Annotated in this window: 9 protein-coding genes; 2 read left to right on the forward strand and 7 right to left on the reverse strand. The window is 68.7% G+C overall.

The features are described from left to right. Positions 1-54: 54 nt before the first annotated feature. The 3 genes from QZM67_RS03140 to QZM67_RS03150 form a co-directional block, all read right to left on the reverse strand. A complete protein-coding gene (locus QZM67_RS03140) occupies positions 55-1,335 on the reverse strand; it encodes a virulence factor family protein (RefSeq protein WP_301800739.1) in 1,281 nt (426 codons plus the stop codon). Further along, positions 1,332-3,926 carry a bifunctional lysylphosphatidylglycerol flippase/synthetase MprF gene (gene mprF / locus QZM67_RS03145; protein ID WP_301800740.1) on the reverse strand — a complete coding sequence of 865 codons (2,595 nt, stop codon included), beginning with the start codon at positions 3,924-3,926 and terminating at the stop codon, positions 1,332-1,334. Before mprF ends, QZM67_RS03140 begins: the two co-directional genes overlap by 4 nt. A 436-nt stretch (positions 3,927-4,362) precedes the next feature. Then, on the reverse strand, positions 4,363-5,277 hold the full coding sequence (locus QZM67_RS03150; protein WP_175025179.1) for a LysR family transcriptional regulator: 915 nt from the start codon (positions 5,275-5,277) through the stop codon (positions 4,363-4,365). A gap of 95 nt (positions 5,278-5,372) precedes the next feature. Here QZM67_RS03150 and QZM67_RS03155 point away from each other — a divergent pair, with 95 nt between their 5' ends. Next, positions 5,373-5,810 carry a heme-binding protein gene (locus QZM67_RS03155; protein ID WP_301800741.1) on the forward strand — a complete coding sequence of 146 codons (438 nt, stop codon included), beginning with the start codon at positions 5,373-5,375 and terminating at the stop codon, positions 5,808-5,810. A 4-nt stretch (positions 5,811-5,814) separates the two neighbouring features. Beyond that, the gene (locus tag QZM67_RS03160) at positions 5,815-6,591 is read left to right on the forward strand and encodes an SDR family oxidoreductase (protein ID WP_301800742.1); all 777 of its coding nucleotides are present in this window, start codon (positions 5,815-5,817) and stop codon (positions 6,589-6,591) included. A 42-nt stretch (positions 6,592-6,633) separates the two neighbouring features. Here the strand turns inward: QZM67_RS03160 and QZM67_RS03165 are convergent, their stop codons facing one another. From QZM67_RS03165 to QZM67_RS03180, 4 genes are read right to left on the reverse strand one after another with little or no spacing between them, the layout of a single operon-like run. Then, positions 6,634-10,821 carry a bifunctional nitrate reductase/sulfite reductase flavoprotein subunit alpha gene (locus tag QZM67_RS03165; RefSeq protein ID WP_301800743.1) on the reverse strand — a complete coding sequence of 1,396 codons (4,188 nt, stop codon included), beginning with the start codon at positions 10,819-10,821 and terminating at the stop codon, positions 6,634-6,636. Between the two features lie 16 nt (positions 10,822-10,837). Beyond that, complete coding sequence (gene nirD, locus QZM67_RS03170; protein WP_011354949.1) at positions 10,838-11,185, reverse strand: nitrite reductase small subunit NirD; 348 nt, start codon at positions 11,183-11,185, stop codon at positions 10,838-10,840. Between the two features lie 38 nt (positions 11,186-11,223). Then, positions 11,224-13,812, reverse strand: coding sequence for a nitrite reductase large subunit NirB (nirB, locus tag QZM67_RS03175; RefSeq protein WP_301800744.1), 2,589 nt, complete (start codon positions 13,810-13,812; stop codon positions 11,224-11,226). 21 nt (positions 13,813-13,833) lie between these two features. Next, positions 13,834-15,159, reverse strand: a complete 1,326-nt coding sequence (locus QZM67_RS03180) for an MFS transporter (RefSeq protein WP_175025145.1) — start codon at positions 15,157-15,159, stop codon at positions 13,834-13,836. Positions 15,160-15,734: the final 575 nt, after the last annotated feature.

Raw genomic sequence — 15,734 nt, forward strand, 5'->3', positions numbered from 1 at the left:
TACGATGCACCGGACGCTACCGGCCGGTGCCCGCCGCGAAGCGGGCGCCGGCGTTCAGCGCGCCGCCACCGGCTTGCCGAACGCGCCGAGGATCTTCTTCTCGAGCGCGATGTAGTCGCGGCCGAAGTGGTGATCGCCCTGCGTCTTGATCACGTCGACGCCCGTGTTCACCAGCGCCGGGCACAGCGTGTCCTTCTCTTCCGCGCCATAGAAGCACTGCACGAGCTGCGGCGGCACCTTCGCCATTTCCGGCGCGACCTTCAGCGCCTTGTCGCTCGCCGGCATGCCGAGCCAGCCCGTCACGCGGATCTGGAAATCGGCGGCCGGCGCGAAGCCGAGCAGCGACATCACGGCGACCTTGTCGCGCAGGTCGGCCGGCAGCCGGTTGTACGCAAACGGCATCACGTCGGCGCCGAACGAATAGCCGACCAGCGCCACGCGATTCGCATGCCAGCGCGCCGTGTAGGTACGCATCACGCGTGCGAGATCGCGGCTCACCTGTGCCGGCGGCTTCTCGCTCCAGAAATAGCGCAGGCTGTCGATGCCGACCACCGACACGCCGTCGCGCTGCAGCGCCTCGGCGATCGTCTTGTCGAGATCGCGCCAGCCGCCGTCGCCCGAGATCACGATCGCGAGCCGGTCGCTGCCGCCCTTGGCCGGCAGCTCGACGAGCGGCAGGTCCGACACGTCGAGCTCGTCGCCGCTGGTGGTGTCCCGCAGATGCGACGTGACCAGCGACACGAGCTTCGTGCTATCGCCCGCGGCAGCCGTTTCGACGAAACCCGGCATCGCGCGGCGCACGATCGTCGGATCGGGCGGACACGGCTTGAAGCGCGGATCGAGCTTGGCAGCCGGATCAACCGATACGACGCCGGCGATCGTGTTCTCCGGCGCCATCGACAGGATCTGCTTCGCGATCGCGCCGCCCTGGCCCACGCCCGCGACGATCGGCGTGAAGTAGCGCGACGATTGCGCAAGGCGTTCGAGCTGGTGGCTGACCGCTTCGGCGTCGCCGTCGAGGTGGTGGCAGGTCTCCTGCTTCGCGGCGAGATTCATCGCATACCGCTCGGAATCGACGCCGACCGTCATCGCACCGGCCTTCGCCAGCGCATCGGCGGCCTGCTGGTCGGCCGCATTCCAGCCGGCCTCGCGCGAGAACAGCACGACGAAGCCGCGCAACGGCCCGCTGGGTTTGGTGACGGTAACGGGCCCATAGCGGCCGCCCGATACGGTTTCGGCCTTCACTGCGGCTGGCTGCGTGGCGCACGCGGCGCCGGCCAGCATCATTCCCGCGCAGGCGGCTGCCGCCCGTGCGATTCCCTTCTTCAACATCATGAGCGCCGACCTCCAGCCAGCAATGACAGATCCGCCAGCGTGACGAACACGCCGACCGTGCCCGAGGCCGCGAGATAACGCGGCTCCCAGTGCGGTTCGAACTTGCTCTTGAATGCGCGCAAGCCGCGGAAGTTGTAGAAGCGGCCGCCGAAGCGCCAGACCATCAGGCCGATCCGGTGCAACGGCGACGGCATCTTCGCCGCCCCCATCCCCGAGAACGGCGCGATGCCAAGGCTCAGCTTGCGGAAGCCCGCTTCCTTCAGATGCAGCGCGAGCTGCGTAAACAGGTATTCCATCGCATACGGCGACGCGTCCGGCAGATGGCGCATCACGCCGACTGTTGCCTCGGTGTTGAGGTCGGTCGTCATGAACGTGACGAACGCGATCGGCTTGTCGGCCTGACGCACGAGCATCACCGACTGGGTCGCCAGATAGCCGTCGTGGAACGCGGCGACCGAGAAGCTCTTCTCGCGCGCGTCGCGGCTGTCGAGCCAGCCGTCCGAGATGTCGCGCAGCGCCGGCAGCGCGGCCGGCACGTCGCACGGCGCGATCACCTCGACCGTCAGCGCGTCCTTGTCGCCGCGACGCAGCGCGTAGCGCAGGTGCGACCGGTTCGAGCCCTTCAGGTCGAACTGGTCGAGCGCGATATGCGCTTCCTCGCCGAGCTTCATCAGCGTGAGCCCCGCGTCGAGATACAGCGGCAGCGCGTTCGCACGCACCTGGTAGAACGCCGCACGGCCGCTATGCGCATGCGCGAGCGCGATGAACTTGCTGATCAGTGCCGGCCATTCCTCGCGCGGCCCGACCGGGTCGTGGAGCGCGGCCCACGTGCGGCCGTTCTTCGCATACATCAGGAATGCCTGGCGCGACTCCGAGAACAGGAACGACTTGTCGCCCATCAGCGCGAGGCCCGCATCGCTGCATTCCTGCGCGCGGATGATCCGTTCGGCATCCGACAGATCCTGCGCCACGGGCTTCACGAAACGGCCGGGGGCCGGGCGCAGCAGTTGCCACAGCGCGAACAGCGCGACGAACACGCCGGACGCGAGCGTCGCGCGCAGTGCCCGCGGCGCACGCGCGTCGAACGAGAAATGCGACCACAGCTCGCGCGTGTACGGCACGTCGCGGAACGCGAAGAACAGCACCCACACGGCCAGCATCAGCACCATCGCCACCGACACGAACCAGCTTACGGTGAAGCGCTCGGCCAGCAGCGACGAATGGCGGTTGAAACGGCGACGGCTGACGAGCAGCAGCACCAGCAGCGTGCCGAGCACGCCGGCCTCGACGAATGCGAGGCCCTTCACCAGCGACAGCCCGAGGCTGGCGAGCGTCAGCGCGAAGGTCATCCACCATGCGCCGTCGAGACGGCGCAGCAGCCCGCGCGCGACGAACAGCAGCGCGACGCCGAGCACGCTGCAGATCACCTGCGAACCTTCGAGCACCCACAGCGGCACGAGGTGGCGCAGGATCGCGATCCGGTGCCAGAACGCGGGCGTCGCGCTCGAGATCACCAGCATCCCGCCGACCGCGAACGTCACGAGGCTCAGGAACACCGGGGCGAGCTGCGACACGCGCACGGCCTGCCGCGTCACGAGCCGGCGCCGCAGCGCGCGGCCTTCGAAACCCGCCAGCAGGCCGGCCGACAGCACGAGCGGCACGCCGAAATAGATCGCGCGGTACGCGATCAGCGCGGCGACCATCGCGTGCGGCGGCACTTCGCGGCCGAGCGTGAAGACCATCGCGGCTTCGAACACGCCGATCCCGCCCGGCGTGTGGCCGATCATCCCGAGCAGCAACGCGGCGGCGTAAACAGTAATGAAGGTCGGGAAGCCGACCGGCGCGGCCGGCAGCAGCACCCACAGCGTCAGGCCCGCCGCGACGACGTCGAGGACCGCATAGACGACCTGCGCGACGAGATCGCGTCGCGCAGGCACGTCGAACGACAGCCACTTGAAGCGCGTGACGACCGGGCGCGCGGTGTTGCCGCACATCACGACCATCGCGGCCAGCCCAACCAGCAGCACCGCACCGGTCCACGTCAGCACGCCGGGCGCGACGTGCAGCATCGCGGCGAGCGCCTCCGGCACGCAGACCATGCCGATCGCCGTCATCCACACCATCGCGAGCGCCAGCGTGCCGCTCGTGAACACCGTCATCCGGCCGATCTGCGCGGGCGTGACGCCCGACACGCCGTACACGCGGGCGCGCACCGCGCCGCCCGTCAGCGCGCCGAAGCCGGTCGCGTTACCGAGTGCGGACCCGGCGATGGCGCCGATCCACAACGCGACGCGCGGCACCTTCGCGGCGACATAGCGCAGGCCGACCGCGTCGCGGGCGACAAGCGCGAGATAACTGAGAGCCGTCGCGGCCAGCGACGCGCCCCACTCGCCGACGGACATGTGACGCAATTCGCGGATCACCGACCGGTAGTCGACGGATTCCGACAGGTGCTGGAAAACCACGATCAGCAGCAGGCCGATGCCGAGCGCGAGCAGCGGCGACAGCAGACGCTCGTTGCGGATCAGCGCCCGGACACGGGCGATCACCGCCGCGGCGCGGCCGGGCGAACCAGAGTGGCGGGAAGACATAGCGTGTTCAGTGGTGGTGCATAGCGTGTCGCGGCGCAAGGCGGCCAGGCGGCGACGTATCTGGTTGTTCTGCGTGGGCGGTCGGCCGAAGGAATGGGCAGGTGGCGCCTGGATCAGAACTTACGAGTATACGGAATTTATATTACAGAATCTTTCAGGTTCGGATTGTGCGGATTTGTCGTGCCGCGTGCGTAAAAATCGCATCAAAAATAGTGCGTCGACAAACGCAAGGTGCGCATCATACCGGGAACCGGACACGATTTTTCATCGGATGAATGGCCGGTGGCGGATTGGGGAGAAATTCTCCCGGCCGGACGGCACGGGCGAGGACAGATTCACCTGCTGGCGCGGCCCTTCGGAAATGGGGACGGGGTAGCCTGCGTGACCGGCGCTTGCCCTGTTCCGCCCCGGGAACACTCGGCCCCCGTTACTGCGGCTACGCGTCGTCCGCACCGTTGCGTTCGCGCAGCACGTCGATGAACGCACGCAGCTTGGCCGGCACGTGCTTGCGATTGACGTAGTAAAGCCACATCGGCGGCAGCGTGCGGCATGCCCCGGGCAGCACCTCGACGAGCGTGCCGTCGCGCACGTCCTGCTCGATCCGCTCGCGCATGAACGCGAACGCGATGCCGACGCCCGCGCGCGCCGCATCGATCACCGCGTCGGCATCGTTCGTCACGAACACGCCGTCCGGATCGAGATCGACGTCGCGCTGCCCGTCGCGCAACAGCCATTTGTGCAGGCGTCCGCTCTCCGAGAACCGGAAACGGATGCACGCATGCCGCTCGAGCGCCGCAATCGACTCAGGCGCGCCATACCGTGCCAGATAACCGGGCGACGCAACCAGCGCACACGTCAACGCCGGCGCGATCCGCACGCCGATCATGCCCGGCTGCAGCCGGTCGGCCAGGCGAATCCCCGCGTCGAACCCGTCCTTCGCGATATCGACCAGTTCGTTCTCGTAGCGGATCTCGAGCCGGACTTTCGGGTAGCGTTCGCGAAACGTGGCGAGCACCGGCGCGATCACGAGCGCTCGCGCCAGCGGCAGCGCGGTCACACGCAACAACCCGTTCGGCTCGCTGCGTGCATCCTTCAGTTCGTCGCGGGCCTGCATGACCTGCCGGTAAGCAGGCTCCGTCTGCCGCCAGTAGCGCTGGCCGGCTTCCGTCAGGCTCACGCCGCGCGTGCTGCGGTTGAACAGCTTCACGTTCAGCTCGCCCTCGAGCTGCCCGATCGCGAGGCTGACGGCCGCCGGCGTCAGGCCCAGCGCGGCGGCGGCACGCGTGAAGTTGCCGGCCGTCGCGACGGTCATGAACACGTGCAGCCCGGCCATCGGATCGCGTCTGCTCATCATTAAAAAAACTTGAAACTCCTTCGAGCGGAATGCGGATTCTCCCATATACCGCAACTGCCTACACTGGCACTGTCGTCCTACCGGAGCCTTGCATGAACCCGCTCACCGCCGCGCTGCCGCTCGCAGCCGCCCGCCGCACGATCGACGCGGCACTTGCGCATGCCGCATCGCTGCAGGTCGCCGGCATCGCCGTCGCGATCGTCGATGCCGGCGCGAACCTGCTCGCGTTCGCGCGCACCGACGACTGCTTTCTCGGCGCGATCGATCTCGCGCAACGCAAGGCGCTGACGGCAATCCGCTTCCGCGCATCGACCGGCGCGCTCGGTGCGATGTCGGGCGACGGTCCGCTGCGCGGCATCGAACACAGCCACGGCGGGCTCGTCACGTTCGGCGGCGGCGAACCGCTCGTCGACGGCGACGGGCGCTGCGTCGGCGCGATCGGCATCTCGGGCGGCAGCGTCGACGAAGACACCGCGATCGCGCAGCACTGCCGCGACCGCTTTCCGGCAACGTTCCACTCCACAAGGTAAGCACATGGCACAGAAACGCATCCTCATCACCGGCGCGGGCACCGGCTTCGGCCACGAAGTCGCGCTGCGCCTCGCCGAACGCGGTCACGACGTGACGGCCGGCGTACGCGTCACCGCCGAAATCGACGCACTGACGGCCGCGGCCACGCAGCGCGGCACCGCGCTGCACGCGATCAAGCTCGACGTGACGTCGCCTCACGATCGCGCCCGCGCGGCCGAGCTCGATATCGACGTGCTCGTGAACAACGCGGGCGTCGGCGAGGCCGGCGCGCTGGTGGACCTGCCGGTCGAGATCGTCCGCGAGCTGTTCGACGTCAACGTGTTCGGGCCGCTCGAACTCACGCAGCAGATCGCGCGCGGCATGCTCGCGCGCCGGCACGGCAAGATCGTGTTCGTGTCGTCGATCGCGGGCCTGATCACGGGGCCGTTCACGGGCGCCTATTGCGCGTCGAAGCATGCGATCGAATCGGTCGCCGAGGCGATGCACGCGGAACTCGCCCCGCACGGAATCAAGGTCGCGGTCGTGAACCCCGGCCCGTACAGCACGGGCTTCAACGACCGGATGATGGAAACGGCGCGACGCTGGCGCGATCCGGCCGCGCACACCGTGACGCCCGAGCGGCTGACGTTCCCGCTCGAACAGCACGATCCGGAGGAAATGATCGCGAAGATGGTCGACGTGATCGACAGCGACGGCGGCGCGTTCCGCAACCTGCTGCCGAAATCGTCGGAAGCGTTCGTGCGCGCCGAACAGGCACGTGCGTGGGAGCGGCAGCAGTAACCCGCCGGCGGAGCGGCGGACGGCACGCCGCCGCTCGCGCGTTCAGTACACGTCCCGCATGTAGCGGCGCGCCTTCGAGAGCCGCGCGACGTAGTCGTTCGCGGCCTCGTCCGACATGCCGCCGTGCTCGGCGACCACCGCCTTCAGCGCCGTGTCGACGTCCTTCGCCATCCGCGCGGCATCGCCGCACACGTAGAAGTGCGCGCCTTCCTCCAGCCACGCGAACAGCTCTGCGCCCTGCTCGCGCATCCGGTCCTGTACGTAAATCTTGTCGGCCTGGTCGCGCGAGAACGCCAGGTCGAGCCGCGTCAGGAAGCCGCTGTCGTGCATCGCGCCCAGTTCGTCGCCGTAGTAGAAATCGGTCTGTGCGTGCTGCTCGCCGAAGAACAGCCAGTTGCGCCCACGCGCGCCGCGCGCCTGCCGTTCGTGCAGGAAGCCGCGAAACGGCGCGACGCCGGTACCGGGGCCGACCATCACGATCGGCACGTCGCCGTTCACCGGCGGCCGGAAATGCGCGGACTTCTGCACGAACACCGGCACGCGGCCGTCGTCCGCGCGATCCGCGAGGAACGTCGACGCAACGCCTTTGCGCGCGCGCCGGCCGTTGTGATAGCGCACGGCCGACACGGTCAGGTGGATCTCGCCCTGGTGCGCGCTCGGGCTCGACGCGATCGAATAGAGGCGCGGTTGCATGCGCTTCAGCATCCCGACCAGTTCCGTGCCCGACAGCTCGACCGGAAATTCGTGCAGCACATCCGCGAGCTGCTGCCCCCACAGCCATTGCTTCAGGTCGCCCTTGCGGTCGTCGCCGAGCAGCGACTTCAGCGCACCGTTCGCGCTGCGCGACGCGATCAAGGCGAGCGTGTCCGGATGCGGGCGCGTGATGTCGAAGTGACGCGCGAGCGCGTCGCCGAGGCGCACGTCGCCGACACCCGCCACCGACACAGGTGCATCGGCCTTCAGCGCGGTGACGGACAGCAGTTCGTCGACCAGTTCCGGGCAGTTGGTCGGCCACACGCCGAGCGCGTCGCCGGTTTCGTATTCGAGGTTCGCGCCTTCGGTCGACAGCGACACGTAGCGCGTATCCTTCGCCGCGCCCGGACGGTTGAGCCGCAGGTTCGCGACGAGCTTCGACGGCGCCGGATGCGCCTTCGTCGGCAGCAGTCCCGACGGGCTCATCCCGCCGGACGGCACCGCGTGCAGCGCGGCATCGGCCTCCTTGATCCGCGCGACGACGCGTTCGAGCCACTGGTCGGCGTCGCGCTGGAATTCGACGTCGCAATCGACGCGCGCGCAGAGACGCGCCGCGCCGAGTTCCGCGAGCCGCGCGTCGAGCCGGCGGCCGTGGCCGCAAAACTGGTCGTAGTTGCGATCGCCGAATGCGAGCACCGCGAAGTGCACGCCGTCGAGGCGCGCGGCGCTGCCGGCCTGCAGCGCTTCCCAGAATTCGCTGCCGTTGTCGGGTGCATCGCCGTCGCCGAACGTGCTCGTCATCAACAGCACGTATTGTGCACCGGCGAGCGAAGCGAGCGGATAGTCGGACATGCACGCGGTACGGATCTCGAAGCCCGCGTTCATCAGCTGCGTCGCGTAATCCTCGGTCAGCGATTCGATGTTGCCGGTCTGCGACGCCCACAACAGCACGACCTTCGGCCGCGTGCGCACGATCCGCACGCCACCGGACGCGCCGGCATCGGCCGGCAGCGCGGGCGCCGCGGCACCCGGCAAGCTCGCCGGCAGCGCGCGGCTGAACAGCCCCGCGAGCATCCCGTCGAGCCAGAACCGCACCGGCGGCGTGAGCGGCGCGCCAGCCGGCAGCACCGGCACGCTGCCCTCGCGCCGGCCGGCGCTCGCCTTCAGCCCGCTGACGAGCCCGGCCACGTACAGCCGTTCGGTGTCCGTCAACGGCGGCGGCGCGAGATCGGCCACGCCGAGCGCGGCCGCGAAAGTGTCGATATCTGCCATGTCGGATTCCTGTGAAGCAGTCGCCTGCGCCAGCACCGGCGCGGGCCGCGCGTCGTCGGCGCGTGCATCGGGTTGCGTCGTCTCGTCGTCGGCGGATGCGAACGCATCGGTCTCGACGCGTCGCAGCGCGACCGCGCAATATTTCAATTCAGGTTGCTGCGATTCGGGATCGATCGCGTCATTCGTCACCGCGTTGATGCACAGGTCGTCGCCGTACACATCGTTCCAGTGCATCGGCGCGAAGCAGTTACCGCGCTGCACGCGCTCGGTCACGACAGCCGGCAGCACCGCGCGGCCACGCGCCGAGCGGATCTCGACGCTGTCCTTCGCGGCGATGCCGAGCGCGCTCGCATCGTCCGGGTGCAGTTCGACGAACGGGCGCGGGTTGAGCTTGTTCAGCATCGCGACCTTGCCCGTCTTCGTCATCGTGTGCCATTGATGCTGCAGCCGCCCGGTGTTCAGCACGATCGGGAACGTGTCGTCGGGCAGCTCGGCCGGATTGACATGCGGCCGCGCGAAGAAGCGCGCCTTGCCCGACGGTGTCGGGAACGCGAGGCGCGGTGCATCGTCGCCGTCGGCGGCCGGACGCAGCGTTTGGCTCACGCCGTCGTTCAGATAGCGGATCGGGTGCCGCTCGCGCGCGGTGCCCGGCGCAACCGGCCATTGCACGGGCCCGTCGCGCAGCGCCGCGTGGCTCGCGCCGCGCAGGTCGTAGCCGGTCGCCGGATTCGAGAAGCGGACGATCTCGTCGAACACGTCGGCCGCCGACGCATAGTCGAACGCATCGCCAAAACCCATCGCGCGCGCGACTTCCGCGACGATGCGCCAGTCGGGCAGCGCGTCGCCCGGCGGCGCGACCGCCGCGCGCATCAGCGTCATGTTGCGCTCGGAGTTGATCATCACGCCGTCGCCCTCGGCCCACAGCGCGCCCGGCAGCAGGATGTCCGCGTAGCGGTTGGTCTCGGTATCGAGGAACGCGTCCTGCGCGATCACGAGCTCGGCGGCCTGCAAGCCGGCGATCACGTTCTGCCGGTTCGGCACCGTGGCGACCGGGTTCGTGCAGATGATCCAGCATGCCTTGATGTCGCCCGCAGCCATCCGCGCGAACATGTCGACCGTGCCTTGCCCCGTCTCCTTGCGCAGCGTGCCGGCCGGCACGCGCCACAGGTTCTCGACGAAACGGCGATCATCGTCCGACGCCACCGAGCGCTGGCCGGGCAGCCCGGGCCCCATGTAGCCCATCTCGCGCCCGCCCATCGCGTTCGGCTGGCCGGTCAGCGAGAACGGCCCGCTGCCGGTGCGGCAAATCTTGCCCGTCGCGAGGTGCAGGTTGCAGATCGCGTTGGTGTTCCACACGCCGTGCGTGCTCTGGTTGAGCCCCATCGTCCAGCAGCTCATCCACTCCTGCGCGTCGCCGATCCACTGCGCGGCCGTGCGCAGGTCGGCTTCCGCGAGCCCGGTGATCGCCGCGACACGTTCGGGCGTGTAGTCGGCGAGGAACGCGGGCATCGCGTCCCAGCCTTCGGTGTACGCGTCGATGAATGCGGCATCAGTCCGCCCGTTCGCGTGCAGCAGGTGCAGCAGCCCGTTGGTCAGTGCGAGATCGGTGCCCGGCCGGATCTGCAGGAACAGGTCGGCCTTGTCGGCCGTGCCGGTGCGGCGCGGATCGACGACGATCAGCTTCGCGCCGGCCTTCACGCGATCCATCATCCGCAGGAACAGGATCGGATGGCAGTCGGCCATGTTCGCGCCGATTACGAAGAACAGGTTCGCGCGGTCGAAGTCCTGGTACGACCCGGGCGGGCCGTCCGCGCCGAGCGACTGCTTGTAGCCGGTGCCCGCGCTCGCCATGCACAGGCGCGAGTTCGACTCGATGTTGTTGGTGCCGACGAAGCCCTTCGCAAGCTTGTTGACGAGGTACTGCGCCTCGATCGACATCTGCCCCGATACGTAGAACGACAGCGCGTCGGGCCCGTGCGTATCGAGCACCGCGCGCAGGCGGCGCGCGGTGTCGGCGATCGCGTCGCGGGCCGGCAGCGGCACCAGGTCGTCCTCGCGCGCGCGGCGCACGAACGCGCGGTCGAGCCGCCCCGAGCGGCGCAGCGCGACGTGCGCCGACGAGCCCTTCGTGCACAGCCGCCCGAAGTTGGTCGGATGGTCGGAGTCGCCGGACACCTTGACGACTTCGCCTTCCTCGACGTGCAGCACCATCCCGCAGCCGACGCCGCAGTACGGGCACACGCTCTTGACGGGGGTGGCGGTCATGCGCGCTCCGGGGCGGTCAGGCTGCGATCCACACGAAGCCGTCCTCGACCCGCGACGGATACGCGCTCACCGACTGCTCGGGCGCCTCGAGGCATTCGCCGGTGCGCAGGTCGAAATGCTGCTTGTACAGCGGCGACGCGACGACGACACGCTCGCCGAGGCTGCCGATCAGCCCGCGCGACATCACGGCCGCCTGCGATACCGGATCGACGTTGTCGATCGCAAACACGCCGCCTTCTTCGGCATGTGCGACGTGAAAAACCGCGACCTGCTCGCCGTTGACGAGTGCACACACGCCGGTGTTCGGCACGATGTCGTCGAGCGGGCACACGCGGGTCCAGGACAGCGGAAGACGATCGTTCATGATGGGCTCCTTGGAAAAGACGCTGGTGTCGGTCAGGGTCAAACGGTTGCGGGTTCGGTTGCGGCTTGCGTCACGCCTTCAGCCACGACGGGAATCGACACGGGCTTGCCGCCCGCGCGTTCGCCGGGCGTCGCAGGCCGGATCTGGCCGCGCGTCTCGACGAATTCGATGGTCGTGTCCGGCGCGTCGCTGTTCACGAAGTGGCGGAAGCGCTTGCGCGTGTCGGGATCCGTCACGGCCTTCTTCCATTCGCACTCGTAGGTGTCGACCACGTGCTGCATGTCGGCTTCGAGTTCGGCGCCGATCCCGAGCCGGTCGTGCACGACGACGTCGATCAGGTAGTCGAGCCCGCCTTCGAGGTTGTCGCGCCACACGCTCGTGCGCTGCAGCCGGTCGGCGGTGCGCACGTAGAACATCAGGAGGCGGTCGATGTAGCGGATCAGCGTGGCACGGTCGAGATCGGACGCGAGCAGTTCCGCGTGGCGCGGCTTCATCCCGCCATTGCCGCACACGTACAGGTTCCAGCCCTTCTCGGTCGCGATGATGCCGACGTCCTTGCCCTGCGCTTCCGCACACTCGCGCGTGCAGCCGGACACGCCGAACTTGATCTTGTGCGGTGCGCGCAGCCCCTTGTAGCGGTTCTCCAGGTCGATCGCGAGACCGACCGAATCGTCGACGCCGTAGCGGCACCACGTCGACCCGACGCACGACTTCACGGTGCGCAGCGCCTTGCCGTACGCGTGGCCCGATTCAAAACCGGCCGCGATCAGTTCTTCCCAGATCGACGGCAATTGCTCGACGCGCGCGCCGAACAGGTCGACGCGCTGGCCGCCGGTGATCTTCGTGTAGAGCCCGTACTTCTGCGCGACCTGGCCCACCGCGATCAGCCCTTCCGGCGTGACTTCGCCGCCCGGCATGCGCGGCACGACCGAGTACGTGCCGTCGCGCTGGATGTTCGCGAGGTAGTAGTCGTTCGAATCCTGCAGCCCGGCGTGCTCCTTCTTCAGCACGAATTCGTTGAAGCAGGACGCGAGAATGCCCGCCACCGCCGGCTTGCACACGTCGCAGCCGAGGCCGTGGCCATGCTTCGCGAGCAGTTCGTCGAAAGTCGTGATGCGCTCGACGCGGATCAGGTGGAACAGCTCCTGGCGCGAATGCGGGAAGTGCTCGCACAGATGGTTGTTGACCGCGAGGCCCTGCTTCTTCATCTCGGCCTTCATGATCTGCGTGACGAGCGGCACGCAGCCGCCGCACGACGTGCCGGCGCCCGTGCACGTCTTCAGCGCGCCGAGGCTCGTCGCGCCGTCGGCGACCGCCGTGCAGATCTGCGACTTCGACACGTTGTTGCACGAGCAGATCTGGGCGGCCGCGGGCAGCGCCTCGACACCGATCGCCGGCTTCGCGACGCCGTCCGACGACGGCAGGATCAGGAATTCCGGCGACTCCGGCAGCTCGATGCGGTTCAGCATCATCTGCAGCAGCGTGCCGTATTCGGCCGCATCGCCGACCATCACCGCGCCGTGCAGGAACTTGCCGCAGTCGGACACCACGAGCTTCTTGTAGACCTGGCGGCGCTCGTCCGCGTACTGGTAGGTGCGGCTGCCGGCCGTCGTGCCGTGCGCGTCGCCGATGCTCGCGACGTCGACGCCCATCAGCTTCAGCTTCGTGCTCATGTCGGCGCCCGCGAACGCGGCCTCGACCTCGCCGTTCGCATTGCCGCCAAGCTGCTTTGCGACCACGCGCGCCATGTCGTAGCCGGGGGCGACGAGGCCGTACACCATGCCGTTCCAGGCCGCGCATTCGCCGATCGCGTAGATGTCGGCGTCGCTCGTGCGGCACGCGTCGTCGATCGCGACGCCGCCGCGCGGGCCGATGTCGAGCCCGCATGCGCGGGCCAGTTCGTCGCGTGCGCGGATGCCGGCCGAGAACACGATCATGTCGGCATCGAGGTGCGAGCCGTCGGCGAACGCCATCCGGTGCGTGCCTTCCTCGCCATCGACGATCTCGAGCGTGTTCTTGCCCGTATGCACGGTCACGCCGAGCGCCTCGATCTTCGCGCGCAGCATCCGGCCGCCGCCGTCGTCGACCTGCACGGCCATCAGCCGCGGTGCGAATTCGACGACGTGCGTGTCGAGCCCCATGTCGCGCAGCGCCTTCGCGCATTCGAGGCCGAGCAGCCCGCCGCCGACCACGACGCCGCGCTTCGCGTGCGTGCCGCACGCCTGCATCGCTTCGAGATCCTCGATCGTCCGGTACACGAAGCAGCCGTCACGATCGTGCCCCGGCATCGGCGGCACGAACGGGCGCGAACCTGTCGCGAGCACCAGCTTGTCGTACGCGAGCGTTTCGCCGGACGCGAGCGTGACCGTATGCGCGGCCCGGTCGACCGACGCGACTTGCGCGTTCAGGCGCAGGTCGAACTGCGGATGACGTTCGAAGAAGCCGGGTTCGACGAGCGACAGGTCGTCCGCCGACTTGCCCGCGAAGAATTCGGACAGGTGCACGCGGTCGTAGGCCGGGCGCGGTTCCTCGCCGAGCACGGTGACCTGCAGCGCGCCCGCTTCCGCTGCGATGCATTCGAGGAGCTTGTGGCCGACCATGCCGTGGCCGATGACGATGAGTTTCATGGTGACGTTTCCTTCGGTCGATCAGTTCGCGGCGCTGCTGGCAGCCAGTGCGCGGTCGCGCAACTCGGCTTCGCGTGCCTTGTGTTCTTCGCTGAAGCGCACGGCCATCGCACACAGTGCGGTCGCGGTGACGGCGAGGCCGAGCAGGCTCAGCGTGTGCTGCACGTCGCCGACGCCCTTCAGCAGGAAGGCCGCGGCCACCGCGCCGACGTTGCCGCCCGCGCCGACGATCCCCGCGACGCCGCCGAGCGCCTTGCGGTCGATGAACGGCACCAGCGCGTAGGTCGCGCCGCAGGCCATGTGCGTGAAGAGGCCGAACGTGAGCATCGCGACAAGCGCGACGCCGATGCTTTGCGCATGCGAGAACCAGATCAGCCCGAGCCCTTCGCCGACGATCAGCGCGCACAGCAGCGCGGCGCGCACGTCAAGGCTACGGCGCGCGGCGATCTTGTCGGACAGCCAGCCGCCGAGCGCACGGGCAAACAGCGCGAGCAGCCCGAACAGGCCGACCGCGAAACCGGCGTCCTTCAGCGACAGGCTGAAGTGATCGACGTAGTACAGCGCGGCGATGTTGTGGATGAACACCTCGACGCCGAAGCACGCGCCGTACGTGACGAACAGCATCCACACGCGATAGTTGCCGCAGGCCGCGACGAAGCTCGCCCAGCCGCCCTTCTTGCCGCTGTCGACCGTCACGCCTTCCTTGCGCAGCGCGACGAAGTCGCCTTGCGGGCAATCCTGCGTGAAGCGCCAGTACGCCCAGGCCATCGCCAGCATCGCGACGCCCGGCACGACCAGCGCGATGCGCCACGACGAATCCTCGCCGACACCGAGCATCAGGCCGGCGGCGACCAACAGCGGCATCAGCGCCTGCGTGGCACCTGCACCGGCGTTGCCCCAGCCGGCCGTCGTCGCGTTCGCGGTGCCGACCACGTTCGGCGCGAACATCACCGATGTGTGGTACTGCGTGATCACGAAGCCCGCGCCGATCGCGCCGATGCCGAGCCGGCAGATCAGGAACGACAGGTAGTCGTGCGTGAACGACACCGCGAACACCGGGATCGCGCCGAGCAGCAGCAGGCCGACGTACACGCGGCGCGGGCCGAAGCGGTCGCACAGCGGGCCGACCAGCAGCCGCACGGCGATCGTCGCGGCCACCGCGGCGATGTTGATGTTGGCGACCTGGGCCGCCGTCAGATGAAATTCGCGTGCGATCAGCGGCATCAGCGGCGCGCACGCGAACCACGCGAAGAAGCACACGAAGAACGCCATCCACGTCAGGTGGAACGCGCGCATCGGCGCGGTGCGGAAGCTGAAGAGATCGATACGGGTAGCTTTGTCGGTCATGTCATCCGCCAAACGAAAAACGGCGTCCTGCGCACCCGGTCTCGTCGAGACCCGATGCGTAGGACGCCGTTGCCCATGAAGCCCGTTGCCGGGCGCGTCTAGTAATCGGTACTGCCGGACGAATCGCCGTTGATCCGCCCGAACCTCCTAACGCAAACGCCGTGCCATGTTGATGCGAATCGAGCCCGCAGCCCCGTCGAGCAAGGCTCGCCGGGTGTCGTGCGGCGCGCGGCGACATGTGGCACGCGATGCGCCGTGATGCAGCGAGGCACAGATGTGGTGCGCTGCAGCACTGTCGCCGTGCGACATCGCGGTGCGCGCTGACGGGGCACGATGCACGCCGATGCGGCATTGCGGTTGCCCGCGCGCGGCGGCTGCATGCACGCGCGGGGCCCTCGTGCGGCGCGGTGCGCGCCGTTCCCGCCGTGCCGGCACGACGTGCCATGCCGGTTGGCCCGGATATTGCTGAACTCGATGCATGACACCGGCAACGGCGCCGGTGGGCAGTCCCCGCAAACCATGCCCGTCTTACCGACGGGCCGATCAGGACAACGGTGTCCCTCCGTGCGCGGCAC

Source organism: Burkholderia sp. AU45251 (genome assembly GCF_030482905.1).
Taxonomy (GTDB): Bacteria; Pseudomonadota; Gammaproteobacteria; order Burkholderiales; family Burkholderiaceae; genus Burkholderia; species Burkholderia aenigmatica.